13 protein-coding genes are annotated in these 13,445 nt (G+C 64.3%); 5 read left to right on the plus strand and 8 right to left on the minus strand.

Features of this window, described 5'->3' with window-relative positions; translation table 11 throughout:
• Positions 1 to 3: 3 nt before the first annotated feature.
• The 4 genes from AB9K34_RS21725 to AB9K34_RS21740 are packed head-to-tail and all read right to left on the minus strand — an operon-like array spanning position 4 to position 4,184.
• Positions 4 to 669 (minus strand): hypothetical protein, encoded by a 666-nt coding sequence (locus AB9K34_RS21725; protein WP_369956694.1) that lies wholly within the window; start codon positions 667 to 669, stop codon positions 4 to 6.
• Positions 669 to 1,910, minus strand: a complete 1,242-nt coding sequence (locus AB9K34_RS21730) for a glycosyltransferase (RefSeq protein ID WP_369956695.1) — start codon at positions 1,908 to 1,910, stop codon at positions 669 to 671. The genes AB9K34_RS21725 and AB9K34_RS21730 overlap by 1 nt, the downstream gene beginning before the upstream one ends.
• Entirely contained in the window at positions 1,910 to 2,881 is a 972-nt protein-coding gene (locus AB9K34_RS21735) for a glycosyltransferase (RefSeq protein WP_369956697.1), read from the minus strand. The genes AB9K34_RS21730 and AB9K34_RS21735 overlap by 1 nt, the downstream gene beginning before the upstream one ends.
• Positions 2,871 to 4,184 carry a hypothetical protein gene (locus AB9K34_RS21740; protein WP_369956698.1) on the minus strand — a complete coding sequence of 438 codons (1,314 nt, stop codon included), beginning with the start codon at positions 4,182 to 4,184 and terminating at the stop codon, positions 2,871 to 2,873. Before AB9K34_RS21740 ends, AB9K34_RS21735 begins: the two co-directional genes overlap by 11 nt.
• A 235-nt stretch (positions 4,185 to 4,419) precedes the next feature.
• Here AB9K34_RS21740 and AB9K34_RS21745 point away from each other — a divergent pair, with 235 nt between their 5' ends.
• Both AB9K34_RS21745 and AB9K34_RS21750 read left to right on the plus strand, forming a co-directional pair.
• On the plus strand, positions 4,420 to 5,541 hold the full coding sequence (locus AB9K34_RS21745) for a hypothetical protein (protein WP_369956699.1): 1,122 nt from the start codon (positions 4,420 to 4,422) through the stop codon (positions 5,539 to 5,541).
• Positions 5,538 to 6,581: a sulfotransferase gene (locus AB9K34_RS21750; RefSeq protein WP_369956700.1), complete on the plus strand. Its 1,044-nt coding sequence runs from the start codon at positions 5,538 to 5,540 to the stop codon at positions 6,579 to 6,581. The genes AB9K34_RS21745 and AB9K34_RS21750 overlap by 4 nt, the downstream gene beginning before the upstream one ends.
• A 6-nt stretch (positions 6,582 to 6,587) precedes the next feature.
• Here the strand turns inward: AB9K34_RS21750 and AB9K34_RS21755 are convergent, their stop codons facing one another.
• Positions 6,588 to 7,112, minus strand: a complete 525-nt coding sequence (locus AB9K34_RS21755) for a hypothetical protein (RefSeq protein ID WP_369956701.1) — start codon at positions 7,110 to 7,112, stop codon at positions 6,588 to 6,590.
• Positions 7,113 to 7,245: 133 nt separating this feature from the next.
• On the opposite strand from AB9K34_RS21755, the gene AB9K34_RS21760 reads away from it, so the two are divergent.
• On the plus strand, positions 7,246 to 8,220 hold the full coding sequence (locus AB9K34_RS21760) for a GDP-L-fucose synthase family protein (protein WP_369956702.1): 975 nt from the start codon (positions 7,246 to 7,248) through the stop codon (positions 8,218 to 8,220).
• A 42-nt stretch (positions 8,221 to 8,262) separates the two neighbouring features.
• Here AB9K34_RS21760 and AB9K34_RS21765 read toward each other — a convergent pair whose 3' ends face one another.
• Both AB9K34_RS21765 and AB9K34_RS21770 read right to left on the minus strand, forming a co-directional pair.
• Positions 8,263 to 8,427: a hypothetical protein gene (locus AB9K34_RS21765; protein WP_369956703.1), complete on the minus strand. Its 165-nt coding sequence runs from the start codon at positions 8,425 to 8,427 to the stop codon at positions 8,263 to 8,265.
• 12 nt (positions 8,428 to 8,439) lie between these two features.
• Complete coding sequence (locus tag AB9K34_RS21770) at positions 8,440 to 8,688, minus strand: hypothetical protein (RefSeq protein WP_369956704.1); 249 nt, start codon at positions 8,686 to 8,688, stop codon at positions 8,440 to 8,442.
• A 233-nt stretch (positions 8,689 to 8,921) separates the two neighbouring features.
• Here AB9K34_RS21770 and AB9K34_RS21775 point away from each other — a divergent pair, with 233 nt between their 5' ends.
• Entirely contained in the window at positions 8,922 to 10,343 is a 1,422-nt protein-coding gene (locus tag AB9K34_RS21775) for a mannose-1-phosphate guanylyltransferase/mannose-6-phosphate isomerase (RefSeq protein ID WP_369956705.1), read from the plus strand.
• A 158-nt stretch (positions 10,344 to 10,501) separates the two neighbouring features.
• On the opposite strand, the gene AB9K34_RS21780 is transcribed toward AB9K34_RS21775, so the two are convergent.
• On the minus strand, positions 10,502 to 11,650 hold the full coding sequence (locus tag AB9K34_RS21780) for a DUF2793 domain-containing protein (RefSeq protein WP_369956706.1): 1,149 nt from the start codon (positions 11,648 to 11,650) through the stop codon (positions 10,502 to 10,504).
• A 199-nt stretch (positions 11,651 to 11,849) separates the two neighbouring features.
• On the opposite strand from AB9K34_RS21780, the gene AB9K34_RS21785 reads away from it, so the two are divergent.
• Positions 11,850 to 13,445 (plus strand): hypothetical protein (locus tag AB9K34_RS21785; RefSeq protein WP_369956707.1); only part of this gene is annotated, 1,596 nt, incomplete at its 3' end.

Consider the following 13,445-nt stretch of genomic DNA (forward strand, 5'->3'; position numbering starts at 1 on the left):
GGTTCAGCGACCGCGTGCGAGGATTTCCCTGTAGAGCCGCATCGGTTCGGGATTCTGTGCCAGCGCCTCTTCGACTTCGGCGCGCTGCTGCTGTTTCAGCGCCTCGCGCTTTTCGTTCGGGACCCCGACGCGTTCCGTGGCCTTGTCGCCGTGGCGGCGTGCTGCCCGGGTCCGCGCCAGTTCCTGCGCCCGCGCGCTGTCGCGTGCAAGGTCTTCGGAGAGCGGCAGCGGCTCGTCCAGAACCGCGTTGAGCCGGGTCAGGAGCGCGTTGAAATCATTCACTGTTTCCTCGAATTCCCCGAGGATGAAGGGCGTGTTCAACTGCAGGGTCCGGGAATAGAAGGTCACGTAGCGTTTCAGGCAGAACGGGACCGGACGCCCCGAGAAGATCTTGAAGGACAGGATGGCCGCGGCGGGATCCCGGATCAGCACGACGAGCGGGATTTTCTGGAGCGCACCCAGCCGCAGGTTCCGCACCGAATGGGTGTGGTGCCCCATGGGCGGGCGTTTGCGCCCGGCGGCGTCGCAGATCACGTTGATCATGTCGACGGAAAACGTGTTGGCGCTGCGCGGATAGCCCTCGATCACCAGCTTGCTTCTGGGTTGGCAGACCAGGTTGTGCATGTTCTTTTCCAGAAGCTTGGCACGGATTTCATCGGGGCTTGGCATCAGGCGTGACTTTCTTGCTGTACGGTCTGCACCTGCGGGATCGCCGCCGCGATCCGCAGGAATTGTGCGGCGACCTGGTCGGCGCGGTGGTCCTGGCGTATCCGGGACATGGCACCGGGGGGGGCGGGCAGCGCGGCGATCGTGGCCTGCAGGGTTTCGGCAAAGGCGTCGGGCGTATAGGCGCGGGCAATGCCGCCCATGCCGTAGGTTTCGGAAAACTCGGCACAGCCATGACCCGGTCCGACCACCGGTACACAGCCATAGGCCCCGGCCTCGACCAGGATGTTGGGCCAGTTGTCTTCATAGGAACAGCTGAGCACGATGTCGCTGGCGGCAAAGATGCCGACCAGCCGTGAATGATCGTTGATGCGCCCGTGCAGGACATGGGTCAGGCCGCTGGCATTCAGCCGGTCGACCAGTGTCGGATCGGCCTGGCCGACCACGTCGATCTGCACCCGGCGCCCGGCGGGCAGCCGCGCCCGCAGCGCCGCGAGACTGTCCAGCGCCAGCGGCATGCCCTTGCGCCGTTCGGCCAGCGAATCCGCGATCAGCAGGATACGGATGATATCGTCATCCGGGCGGCCGGCCCCGGTGTCCAGCGGTGCATAGGCGTTGCGCAGCACATGCGCCCGCTCGCCCGGGACGATGCCGCTGGCCACGGCCTCGTCGCGCAGGAACCGGCTGGGTGCGGCCAGGTGCACGTTGTCATGGGAAAAGATCGCCCGTTTCACGCGCAGGTTGACCGGGATGAAGCGCGCGTCGCACAGGCTGGACTCCACCTGCGGACAGCCCAGGCATCCGCGTGTCATCCCGCTGCAACCCGCCGGGTAATGGCAACCGCCGGTGAAGTAATGGTAGTCATGCAGCATGAACAGCATCCGCGTGCCGCGCGCCGCGAGGGTTTCCAGCTCTGCAAGCCCCAGCAGATACGAGGCCCAGTGCACGTTCACGATGTCATATCCCGAAAGCAGCCGGATCAGCCAGTCGCGGCGATAGCCCGGATATTCCACGGTGAAATGGGTGTCGGTGATCTGCCGGTTGCTCTTGCTGCCGAATGGCGCCACCTCTTCGGGAAGGAATCCGCCAAGCTCCTGCGCCGTCAGGAAATCCACGCTCAGCCCGCCCTGTGCATCCAGCGCCCGCGCCAGCCTGTGGGCGGCAATGCCCCCGCCGCCCGCGCCGGCGCTGGAAAGGATCGCGATCCGGGTCGCGCGACCGGCAATGGAGACCGTGTCGCGCATCAGACCGCCTCGATATCCAGATCCAGCAGCAGGGCCTGGTTTTTCTCGACCGTTTCGCGCAGCGCCGCGAGCTGGGCCTCCAGCACGTTGTCGCAGGGCGGCGGAGATGCCGGAGGGGGCGGGGCCGGGGTTGGGGCCGGGACGCTGGCGGCCTCGGCCTCGTTGAACAGGCCGACCAGGATATCCAGCGTCCTGCGGGCCTCGGCCATACCGCCGTGGCGGGCCTGTACCAGCGCCAGTTCGGTAATCGATTCCGCGCGCTTGTCGCGGGTCTTGCAGTCTTCGTGATAGACCGAATAGGCGATGTCGCGCGGCAGGTGCAGGAATGTGTATTTCGAGGCCATGCCCAGGAACAGATCCGCATCCATCGCGTAATGATGATCGAGCCTGACCGGGCCGGCCGCGTCCCAGGCCGCGCGGGTAAAGAACACGCTGGGCTGGATCAGGTGATGGGCGGCGTAATCCAGCAGGTAGGAAAAGGCGAGCTTTTCCGGCGAGAAGCGGAAATGGTGGATCGGGCTGAAATCCTTTTCGGTCATATAGGCATCGCCCACCACCACCTCGGTTCCCGGATTGTCGCGAAACGCCCGGCGCACCGCCACCAGCGTGTTGGGCAGGATGATGTCATCGCCGTTGAGCCAGTAGAGGATCGGCTGCGACGCCCGCTCATAGCCCTTGTTGATCGCGTCCGACTGGCCCTTGTCCTGTTCCATCACCACCACCGCAAGGATATCGCGGTAATGGTCGACGATCCGGGGCGTGTCATCGGTGCTGCCGCCATCCATCAAGATCAGTTCGACCCCGTTCAGATCCTGGCACATCAGGCTGCGCAGGGTCTTTTCCAGGAAGGCGGCGGAATTGTAGATCGGGATCACGATCGAGACGCCGGGCAGATCGTCCTCGGCGCGGTCGATGGCCAGCCCGTCCTCCCAGGGCAGGACGGAGTCGGCGCGGATCGGTTCAGGCAGCATGACGGACCCCTTGAACATGGGACAGGATTTCGCGCAGCAGCAAACGCTCGTCATCGCATTCGCAGCCTTGCACCAGATAGTTGAAGATACGGGGATTGAAAATGCCGTGCTCCACCAGCTCGGTTCCGAAGACCGAAGCGATCTCGAGCCGCAGCACCCCGGGGTTGTCCCCGTGCAAATCGCGCAGGTGGCGGATCGCCGCGCCGTGCAGGTTGCCCTCGGGATAGCGGGTGTGGACGGCGAGCGGGCCGGCTGCGGACAGGTCCCGGCATTCAAGGCAGAAGAGGATGGCCAGAAGGCGCTGGCTGAACCGGTGATGCGGATCCGGGTTGACCTCGAACAGCGCCCGCGCCCGGCCCGGATCGCAGACCCCGGCGGCCCGCGCCTCGGCAGCCAGATGCGCAATCGTACCGAGCCGGGTGACCCAGCTCTGGACCGGGCACAGCCGCAACAGCCGGTCGGCCAGCGCCATCGCCCCGGCATCGGGCAACATGGCAGGGCGGGGTGGGGCCAGGAACATCATCTGCGCCCGGGCGGCCTCTGGCGCGGTGCGGTCGCATTCCCGTTCGATCACCCGCTGAAAGATCGCGGCGGCTTCGGTCGGGTCCGTGCTCTCGACCCCGGCCAGCCGGCGCATGTCGGGCAGGTAATGGGCAAACTCGTCCATGCTGCTGTAGGTGGTCGGGTGGCGCTCATGCAGCAGCAGCCCGCTATCGGCAAAGCCGCCGCCGACCGACAGGATGAGCGCCCCCATCACGTAATCCCAGCCGATGATCCCGAAACACATGCGCCCGGCGCTGACGCAGTCATCGGTCCGGCTCAGCACCCGGGCCAGCGACGCGCGCGAGAACACGAAGGCGTCCAGCCCCCCGCGATAGGGCGACCGGTCTCCGAAACGCACGGTTTCGACGGCGGTGCAGTCTTCGCGGGTCAGCGCCACGGCCGGGACATGATCCAGCCAGTGCCCCAGCCCGGCGGCGCTGCGCATGGCCGGGAAAAGATCGGAATTCACCACCGCGACGGGCCCGGTTCCGGGCAGGCCCTGCAGACGGCGCATGGTGGCGCGGATCTGCGGCATCGGCTTGCCGTGAATCGCCTGCCCGGTCTCTTCCACAGGCAGGCGCAGGATGTCCGATTCGGTCAATCCGAGGTTGATCAGCCGCTCGGCCTCGTCATCGACATTGACGGTGAAGACATCGACACCAAGCGCTTTCCAGGCCGCGAAACAGCGTAACTGCGCGTCGATGCGGGAAAAAGGGTTCAGTGACGTGACTACTGTCACCACGGACTCTGACCAGGTCATCGTCAAACACACCCTTTGAACACATCCCGCCTCTCCGAAAGGCGACAGCCTGCGTTTACGATTTGCCCGGCGTGAAAGAAAGCCCCGCATCCGAGATTTTGCGGATTCCCACCGTTTTGCCGGGCCGGCTTGATTGTGCCGTCTCCGATTGCCGCCTAAAGAGGCATGATGACAAGGCGCGCAATCCTGCCGGCTCCGTGCGGGCAGGGCGGGCGACATAGCGAAAAGGCATAAAATGTCAGAAAAACAGGGCCCCGACAAAACCATCATCCTGCATATCGGTCTGCACAAGACCGGGACCAGCAGCATCCAGGCGACACTGAAGCACAATCAGGACGTGTTGCGGGATCGGGGTGTGCTCTATCCGGGGTTCCTGCCGCCCAACCATTCACAGTTCTTCATCAACGCCTTTTCCGAACGGGCCGAACATTACCATGCCAATCGTCGCCAGGGGCTGGACGCGGCGGCCATCGCGGAACGGGCCAGCGAGCAGATGGACCGGCTGGGGCGCGCGCTGTCGCGTTTCGGCGGCCCGACCGTCCTGCTCTCGGGCGAGGATGCCTGTACCCTGCAGGCGCCGGAAGTGACACAGGTCCGCAGCCGTCTGGATGCGCTGACCGGATCGGTCGGGGTGAACACCGCCTACCGGGTGCTGCTCTATACCCGCAACCCGGCGGCCTTTGTCTCGAGCGCCATGCAGGAAAACGTCAAGGGCAACGGCATGCGGCTGGAGGACAGCCGCGAGCTGCACATCCGCAACGCCGCCGGACGCTATCGGCGCATTTACGAGGCCTGGACCACGGCCTTTGGCGAGGACGCGGTGGAGTTCCGGTGTTTCGAAACCGCCTGCAAGGCGCCGGGCGGGCTGATCGGGGATTTCCTGGGCCGTATCGGGCTTGCGGATGACGGTATCGAGCATCAGCTGAGCAACGAGGGGATTTCCGACGAGGTCACCCAGTTCCTGTCCTCGCTCTACCTGCCCGGAAGCGGGGCAGGGCATGGCCGGTTGCAGGATTGCCAGACCCGGATCGACCTGACCCCGCAGGATCGCGACACGCTGTTTGCCCTGCGTGGCAGCAAGGGCGACCTGCTGTCGCTGGACGATCAGATCCGCACCTGGGATGCGGTCGCGGATGACATGCGGTTCCTGCAATCGCGCTTTGGCATCACCTATGAACGCCCGGAAGCCGGGCGCGTTGCCCGTAACGGGAAATTCGGCCCGGATTTCCTGCACGATCTGGCCCTCGCCCTGCCGCGCCTGTCCGCCCCGACCTGCGAGGCGCTGCTGCACTATCTGCTGACCCGGCCGGTCGACCCCCACTCTTCCACGGACACCAACGGGGCTCGCATCACATGAAACTGTCCCTTCATATCGGCACGCCGAAATCCGGAACCACCACGATCCAGCGGTTTCTCCAGCAGAACCGCGACCTGCTGCAGGCCAACGGGGTTTGTGTTCCGACATCGGCGGGTGTCAGCAACCAGCGGCGGCTGGCGGCGATGTTCCTGGACGATGATGTCGTGGACGATTTCTTTCGCCGCCTGAACCTGCAGGACCGGGAGAAACGCCTCGCCGCCAAACGTCAGTGGCGGACGGACCTGAGCGCCGAAATCGCGGCGCAACCCTGTTCACACGTGGTCATGTCATCCGAACACCTGCAAAGCCGCCTGCAGAACCCCGAAGGGATCCGCGCCCTTGCCCGATACCTGCGGGAACACTTCTCCGACATCCATATCATCCTCTATATCCGCGACCCTCTGGACACGCTCGTCTCACTCTATTCCTCGGCCGTGAAATCCGGCTCCACACTGGCGCAACTGCCACTGCCGCTGCCGCCGCTCTGGACCAACATCGCCGACCACAGGGCCACGATCCGGCGCTGGCAGGAAAACTTCTCTCCCGATGCTCTGAGGCTGCGGCTGTTTCAGAAGGACGATTTCCTGCATGGCGACCTGCTGAGCGATTTCATCGCCGCAGCGGACTTGCCCGAACTTGACTACGCGCGCCCCGAGCGGGCCAATGAATCGCTCGACCGGCTGGGCCTGGAACTGCTGCGCCGGCTGAACACGGATATCCCGGTGATCCTGCCCGATGGCACCACCAACCCGCTGCGCGGCAATATCAAGACGATGTTCGAGACACATTTCAACAGCGGCGCACCGTTCCGTCCCAATGCCGAAGCCGTGGCCGCCTATGACGCCGCCTTTGCCGATTCAAATGAATGGGTGCGACAGACGTTCTTTCCCGACCGCGCGCAGCTGTTCACCCCCAAAACCCGAACGGTGGCCACGAAAGAGGAACTGACCTCTGCGGATCTGGACGAGATGGCCGCCTTTGCCGCAGCCCTCTGGCGGCGGGATGGCAGGCGGGACGCGCGAAAGAAGAACCGGGCCTGACGCCGCTCAGCGCATCAGGACCGCTTCCATCCGCTCGATCCGGGCCTCGAAACTGTCGCCGGAAAAGAACAGGTGCAGTTCGGCCCCCCGGCTCTCCGCGATCTGCTCCTGCGGGATCGCGATATGACCCTGCAACAGATGCGCACCGCCCGAGGATGCCATGTGCTGATCCGCGAACACGTCGCGATAGCCTTCCTCCTTGAGCAGGCGCAGGCAGGGGCGGAAGGCGAACAGGCCATCGGACACCACCTGCAGGATCAGCCCCACGTAACGCCCGCTTTTCACCGCATCCAGGTCCAGCGAAAAAGAGAGCGAGACCCAGGGCGATTGCCCGGCGGTTTCCATCCGTAGCAGGAACCCGCCCTCGGTCGGGGCAAATCCCAGCCGTGCACCGGACTCGGGCTGGCTGGACAACCAAACATGCGGACCCAGTTCCTGGTGCGGGGCGGCAAGATCGACCGCGTCATGCCCGGCCAATGCGGCGAGGCGGGCATTTTCGGTCTCGAATGCGGGGGTGGGTGTGGTGCTCATGAGCGCCTTCTACTGGAGCCTTACCGCGCCGCCAAGACGTTTTTGACAGGTTCCGGACAGGCCGGTTCAGGGCGTTGCAAGCGCGGCCCGATCCAGTGTAGGCAGCGGCCATATCCCGGAAGGAAAACGCCCCATGAAGATATATGTTGCAGGACATCGTGGAATGGTCGGCGGAGCCATCTGCCGCCGGCTCGAAGCCCGTCGCGCGGCCGGCGAAGACATCGAGCTGATCACCCGCACCAGCGCCGACCTGGACCTGACCGACCAGGCACAGGTCGCCGGTTTCATGCAGGCCGAGCGCCCCGACCGGGTGATCCTCGCCGCCGCCAGGGTGGGCGGGATCGTCGCCAATAACAGCTATCCGGCACAGTTCATCTATGAAAACCTGATGATCGAATGCAACGTGATCCACCAGGCCCGGGCCGCCGGGGTCACGAAACTGCTGCAACTGGGCAGTTCCTGCATCTACCCCAAGCTGGCGGATCAGCCGATGGCCGAGGACGCGCTCCTGACCGGCACGCTCGAACCCACCAACGAACCCTATGCGATCGCCAAGATCGCCGGCATCAAGCTGTGTGAAAGCTACAACCGGCAATACGGCACCGATTACCGCAGCGTGATGCCCACCAACCTCTATGGTCCCGGCGACAATTTCCACCCGGAAAACTCGCATGTTCTGCCGGCCCTGATCCTGCGGTTTCACAAGGCGGTGGCCGAGGGGGCCGACGAGGTGGTGATCTGGGGTTCGGGCACGCCGATGCGCGAATTCCTGCATGTGGATGACATGGCGGCGGCCAGCCTCTTCGTGATGGACCTGGACGACGCCACCTATCAACGCGAAACTCAGCCGATGCTGAGCCATATCAATGTCGGTTCGGGCACCGATGTCACCATCCGCGAACTGGCGGAAACCGTGGCCCGCGTCACCGGCTTTACCGGAAAGCTGGTCTTTGACAGCTCCAAGCCCGACGGCGCGCCGCGCAAGCTGATGGATGTCAGCCGCCTGGACCGCCTGGGCTGGCGCGCCTCGATCCCCCTCGAACAGGGGATCTCCGACACCTATGACTGGTTCCTGTCCCGGCCCGCGGACGAACTGCGCGCGAAATAGCCCTCTGAGTCAGTCTTTCAAAGCCGGGCGTTGCGGAGCGGGTCAGGCCGCTTCTTTCAATCGGGTCAGACCCAGCGGCGCGAGGTAGGTTTCTGCAAGATCATCCTTGATCTGGTAGAGCGGGTCATCGAAATCGCGGATGTCGCGCGCGCGTTTGACCGTGCGGACGCCCTTCAACCGTTTGGCGTCCAGGCACCATTTGCCCACGAAAGCTTTCCATTAGGCCAACCCGTAGGGCAGGAACTCGGTCCAGCTTTCGACGCTGTCCTGGTTCCGTCCGTGATGCACCCGGAATTCGAAACAGGATTGCACGCTTTCCAGCGGGTGCCGGTACTGGATCAGGTATTGCACCCCGGGCGTCACCGCGCGGTCGGGCTTGTCATTCCACAGGCCGAAATCGTGGTCCTTGATGCAATTGGCATCCTCGATCCCGCGATCCCTGACCATGTGCACGGATTTGAACGTCATGTCCTTGCCGAAATAGGCTTGGCAGATGCTGCGCGGGGAGCGGGGTCACGGTGTGACGAAGTCGGGACGAGGGGTTTCTCCGGGTCTTTGGCATGTGCCTTTCTTGTGGGAGCGCCCATCGAACAGGCCAGCACGGCGCAGAGCGCCCGCCTGAAATACCTGCTTGAACCGGGCGTCATATTAGGCAGATATGCACAGGATACGCCGAGAGAGTTCAGGAGTTACACGTCCCGATGATCACACCCGTTCTGCTCTGTGGGGGCTCCGGCACCCGGTTGTGGCCGCTTTCGCGCAAAAGCTACCCAAAACAATTTGCCTCCCTGATCGGCGACTCCACCCTGTTCCAGGCCAGCGCGACCCGCCTGTCGGGGCCGGGTTTCGCGGCGCCGATGGTGCTGACCAATGCCGATTTCCGGTTTATCGTGACCGAGCAATTGACCGGGGCCGGTATTGATCCGGCGGCGATCCTGATCGAACCCGAAGGGCGCAACACCGCACCGGCGGTTCTGGCCGCGGCGCTGTGGCTGGAAAAAACCGACCCCGAAGCGCTGATGCTGGTGGCCCCCAGCGATCACGTCGTGCCCGACGCCGAGGCCTTTCGCGCAGCCGTAGAGGCCGGGACCGGCGCTGCCAGGGACGGGCAGCTGGTCACCTTCGGGATCAAGCCGACCCACGCGGAAACCGGCTATGGCTATCTCGAACTCACCGAGGATCCGGGCGATTTCTCGGCCCGGCCACTGGCCTTGTCCTGCTTCGTCGAAAAACCCGATGCCGGGCGCGCGCAAGAGATGCTGGCGGCGGGCAACTACCTGTGGAACGCCGGGATTTTCCTGTTCTCGGTTGCCGCCATTCTCAAGGCCTTCCGCACTCATGCCCCCGATCTGGTCGCCCCGGTGCAGGCCGCGGTTGAACAGGGCAAACCCGACCTGGGATTCCTGCGGCTGGCTCCCGAAGCCTGGGCGGAAGCGAAGGACATATCGATCGACTACGCCGTGATGGAACATGCCGACAACCTGTCGGTGGTACCTTTTGCCGCTGGCTGGTCGGATCTGGGCGGCTGGGACGCGGTCTGGCGCGAAACCGGTCCGGATGCGCGCGGAGTGGCGCTGTCCGGCCCCGCGACGGCGCTGGATTGCGACGATACCCTGCTGCGCAGCGAGGACGATGCGCTGGAAGTGGTTGGTATCGGACTGAAGAACATCATCGCGGTGGCGATGCCTGATGCCGTTCTCGTGGCCGATACATCCCGTGCACAGGATGTGAAACAGGCGGTTGCCGCGCTCAAGGCCAAACAGGCCAAACAGGCAGAGAGCTTCCCCAAGGATCACCGCCCCTGGGGCTGGTTCGAAAGCCTGGTGATCGGTGATCGCTTTCAGGTCAAGCGCATCGTCGTGCATCCCGGCGCTGCGTTGTCCCTGCAATCGCATCACCACCGCTCGGAACATTGGATCGTGGTGGAAGGCACCGCCCGGGTCACAGTGGATGATGACGTGAAACTGGTCACCGAAAACCAGTCGGTCTACATCCCGCTCGGTGCCGTGCACCGGATGGAGAACCCCGGCAAGGTCCCCATGGTGCTGATCGAAGTTCAGACCGGAACCTATCTGGGCGAAGATGACATCATCCGCTACGAAGACGTCTATTCCCGGGATTGAACCGGTACCCAGGGCCATGAGGGGCGCTGCCCCTCAAACTCCCCGGAGTATTTGACCAAAGATGAAAGTGCAGACCCCGGATCTTCATCTTTGTGAAAATACTCCGGGGGAGACGCCCGCAGGGCGGCGGGGGCAGCGCCCCCTGCCACGGTTCCCGGTCAGAACCACCTGCCGATCCATAGTTTGTCGCCATCGATCCTGGTGACCGTTCCCGCGAAGTCCGCGGGGGCCGTGGTGATCGGGGCATTGCTATTGGTACAGATCTGGGTTCCATCCGCCCAGCGGACGTAATCGCCATGTCCATTGCTGCCACGCTCGATCACCGCACCGGTTGGTGTTCCGCCGGTTTCACTCACTGGTCCCAGAAGTTCGCCCTGGGAGAAAACCGTGGACCACTCATCCCAATCGCCACCCACATAGCGGCGAAACCGGACCTTGCCGGGGCGGAAGGCGATCTGGCTGCGGGCGGCGCGGGCATGCTGCAGGTGGATCACGTGCCAGCCGCCGGCACCGTCCGGGGCACCATCGGCCCCGGCTCCCGGATTGAAATAGAAACCGCTTGCGGCGAGCGTGTCGAAATCCGTTGTCGGGATCAGTGTGCCGCCCAGTCCAAACGCACCCACCGTCAACAACGCCCCAACCGCCGTATCCTCGGCAGTGGCTTGCACGGCGGCACCGCCTGCCTTGCCTGAAATCCCGTCGAACCGCAGCGCCTCGATCCAGCCGGTCCCATCGCCTGACACCTTGATTGAGAAATCCGTTTCGCCGGCAAGACCCATCTCGGCATGTCCGGTCCAGTTCGACTGGAACAAAACCGAGGCGGTATCGCCCGCCCCCGCCTTGTTGATCTTCAGCCGGTGATCGGCGCCATCATGCGTGAGCAACGCCGCATCGGCAGAAACCGCCAGCCGGTTGGTGGCATCCGACGTGGTACCGACCCCGATCCCGGCCAGATTTTCCGTTTCCGCCTGCGGCAAGACCCAGGCCGCGCCGGTCCAGACACGCAGCTGCGCTTCTGTGCGCCCCCATGCGCGCCAGCCTTCCTGCGGCGTGATGAAATGCCAGGCCCCGTCCAGCCAGGCCGTCAGGGCATGGGCCTGTCCCGCCCAGGCAGCAACCGGGGTCGCCCCCAGGGCATATATTTCGCCATCTTCGGGGGCCGCCGGCGGGGTCACCGCGTCAAACTCCGTGACGCTCAGCTGCACGACGATGTCCAGCCGGCGCAGAGCCTCGTTATGGGTCACATGCTTCTGCGCCTGGCCGGGCAACAGAAAGGGCAGGGCGAGGATGGGTGAGGAATCCGGCATCCGGGTCTCCTGTGCTGGAACGGAACCTGCGCACCCTGCGGCAGCAAATCCCAAACCGGCGCTAACCCGGCGGGCGGTCGGTTCATAGCCTGTTTACACCGCATTCTAACCAATTTCCGCGGTTTGGCCGCAATTGCGCCCCGCCTCCCGACACCCCGTCCAGACAATCTCGGCGTGGGTTATGAGGTGGTGAGAGCGGATGACACTGCAACTGGTGGGTCGGATTGCAACCGGCGACAGTCTTCTTGATGAAGACCTGCGCGATATCGATATCTTCACGACCGGTGACAGCAACCTGCTGTTTGCCACCACCGGTCAGAACGGCGGCATCAGCGTCTGGTCCCTGTCGGCAAGCGGGGCATTGGCCCGCTTTGTGGACAGCGCGTATTTCTCGGTCTGGGGTATGGGCATCGGTGCCTTTGATGCGGTCAAGGTCGACGGCCAGGCCCAACTGATCCTGTCTGGCACAGGTGCGGGCAAGCTGATCCGCTATCGGTTTACCGACGCGGGCGCACTCTACAAGGCGGGCAAGATCGACCTGCCTGGCGATACGACCCAGAACCATGACGCGCTGACGACCGTCAACCTGACGGGGGGGCGCACGGCGCTATATACCGTGAACAGCGATACCGGTGTCCTGATCGGCTGGCTGTCGGTCGGGTATGGCGGGCTGGAGCGGGAAATCGGATTTTCGGCACCGGTCGCCGCGCTGGACACGCGCAATCCCGTGATGCTGACACAGGCCGAAGCCGGAGGCGTCCGATACCTGCTCGCCGCCGACAACAGCACATCCGGTGTGCGCAGCTACCGGATCGATGACGATACCGGCCGTCTGATCGAACGGGACAATTGCGGAACCGAGGAGGGGCTGGGAATTTCCCTGCCCACGGCGCTCGAAACCGTCACTGCCCATGACAAGACGTGGATCATCCTGGCCGCCGCAGGCAGTAAATCCCTCAGCGTGATGCGGCTGGCCGAGAATGGTACACTGATCCCCACCGACCACATCCTCGACACCCGCGCCACCCGCTTTGACGGCGTTACCGCGCTTGAGGTGATCGAGGCGGATGGCCATGTCTTTGTCCTGGCGGGCGGGTCGGATGACGGGATCAGCCTGTTCTACCTGCTGCCGGACGGGCATCTCGTGCATATGCAGACCGTGGTGCATGAGACCGGGCTGGGGCTGGAGAATATCACCGGGATCACCGCCACCCGCATCGGCGACGAACTCCAGGTCTTTGTCAGTTCCGGCACACAGGGCGGGCTGGCGCAATTCACGCTGCCCCTGGGGGCGCTCGGCACGGTGATCAAGGCCGGCGCGGGCGAAGACGACGACATTCCGCTTTGGGGGACCGAGGGCCAGGACCTGCTTCTGGCCGGTACCGGGCGGACCACGTTGCGGGGGCAGGCGGGGGACGACATTCTCGTATCCAATGCCAGCGGCGGCATTCTGACCGGTGATGCCGGGGCCGATATCTTCGTGCTGCATCCGACCACGAACAGACTGGTCATCACCGATTTTCAGCCCGGCATCGACCAGTTGGACCTGACCCGTTTTCCGATGCTGCGCAGCCTGGACCAGCTTGTCCCGATCTCCAGCGATAGCGGCCTGCTCCTGCGGTTTGGCGAGACCCTGATCGACATTCGCAGCCAGACCGGCAAGCCCCTGACCATCCAGGATATCTGGCCCGCCGGGCTGTCGACTCCTGACCGGATACACCTGCCCACGCCGGCCCCGACACCCGAGATCCGCGGCACCCGTGAGGCCGACAGGCTGACCGGCAGCACGCATGAC

It is taken from the genome of Sedimentitalea sp. XS_ASV28, assembly GCF_041224545.1.
GTDB lineage: Bacteria > Pseudomonadota > Alphaproteobacteria > Rhodobacterales > Rhodobacteraceae > Sedimentitalea.

Coding starts and splice junctions, on each gene's coding strand:
- AB9K34_RS21725 (WP_369956694.1), bottom strand. CDS start 669: ATGCCAAGCCCCGATGAAATCCGTGCCAAGCTTCTGGAAAAGAACATG.
- AB9K34_RS21730 (WP_369956695.1), bottom strand. CDS start 1,910: ATGCGCGACACGGTCTCCATTGCCGGTCGCGCGACCCGGATCGCGATC.
- AB9K34_RS21735 (WP_369956697.1), bottom strand. CDS start 2,881: ATGCTGCCTGAACCGATCCGCGCCGACTCCGTCCTGCCCTGGGAGGAC.
- AB9K34_RS21740 (WP_369956698.1), bottom strand. CDS start 4,184: ATGACCTGGTCAGAGTCCGTGGTGACAGTAGTCACGTCACTGAACCCT.
- AB9K34_RS21745 (WP_369956699.1), top strand. CDS start 4,420: ATGTCAGAAAAACAGGGCCCCGACAAAACCATCATCCTGCATATCGGT.
- AB9K34_RS21750 (WP_369956700.1), top strand. CDS start 5,538: ATGAAACTGTCCCTTCATATCGGCACGCCGAAATCCGGAACCACCACG.
- AB9K34_RS21755 (WP_369956701.1), bottom strand. CDS start 7,112: ATGAGCACCACACCCACCCCCGCATTCGAGACCGAAAATGCCCGCCTC.
- AB9K34_RS21760 (WP_369956702.1), top strand. CDS start 7,246: ATGAAGATATATGTTGCAGGACATCGTGGAATGGTCGGCGGAGCCATC.
- AB9K34_RS21770 (WP_369956704.1), bottom strand. CDS start 8,688: ATGACGTTCAAATCCGTGCACATGGTCAGGGATCGCGGGATCGAGGAT.
- AB9K34_RS21775 (WP_369956705.1), top strand. CDS start 8,922: ATGATCACACCCGTTCTGCTCTGTGGGGGCTCCGGCACCCGGTTGTGG.
- AB9K34_RS21780 (WP_369956706.1), bottom strand. CDS start 11,650: ATGCCGGATTCCTCACCCATCCTCGCCCTGCCCTTTCTGTTGCCCGGC.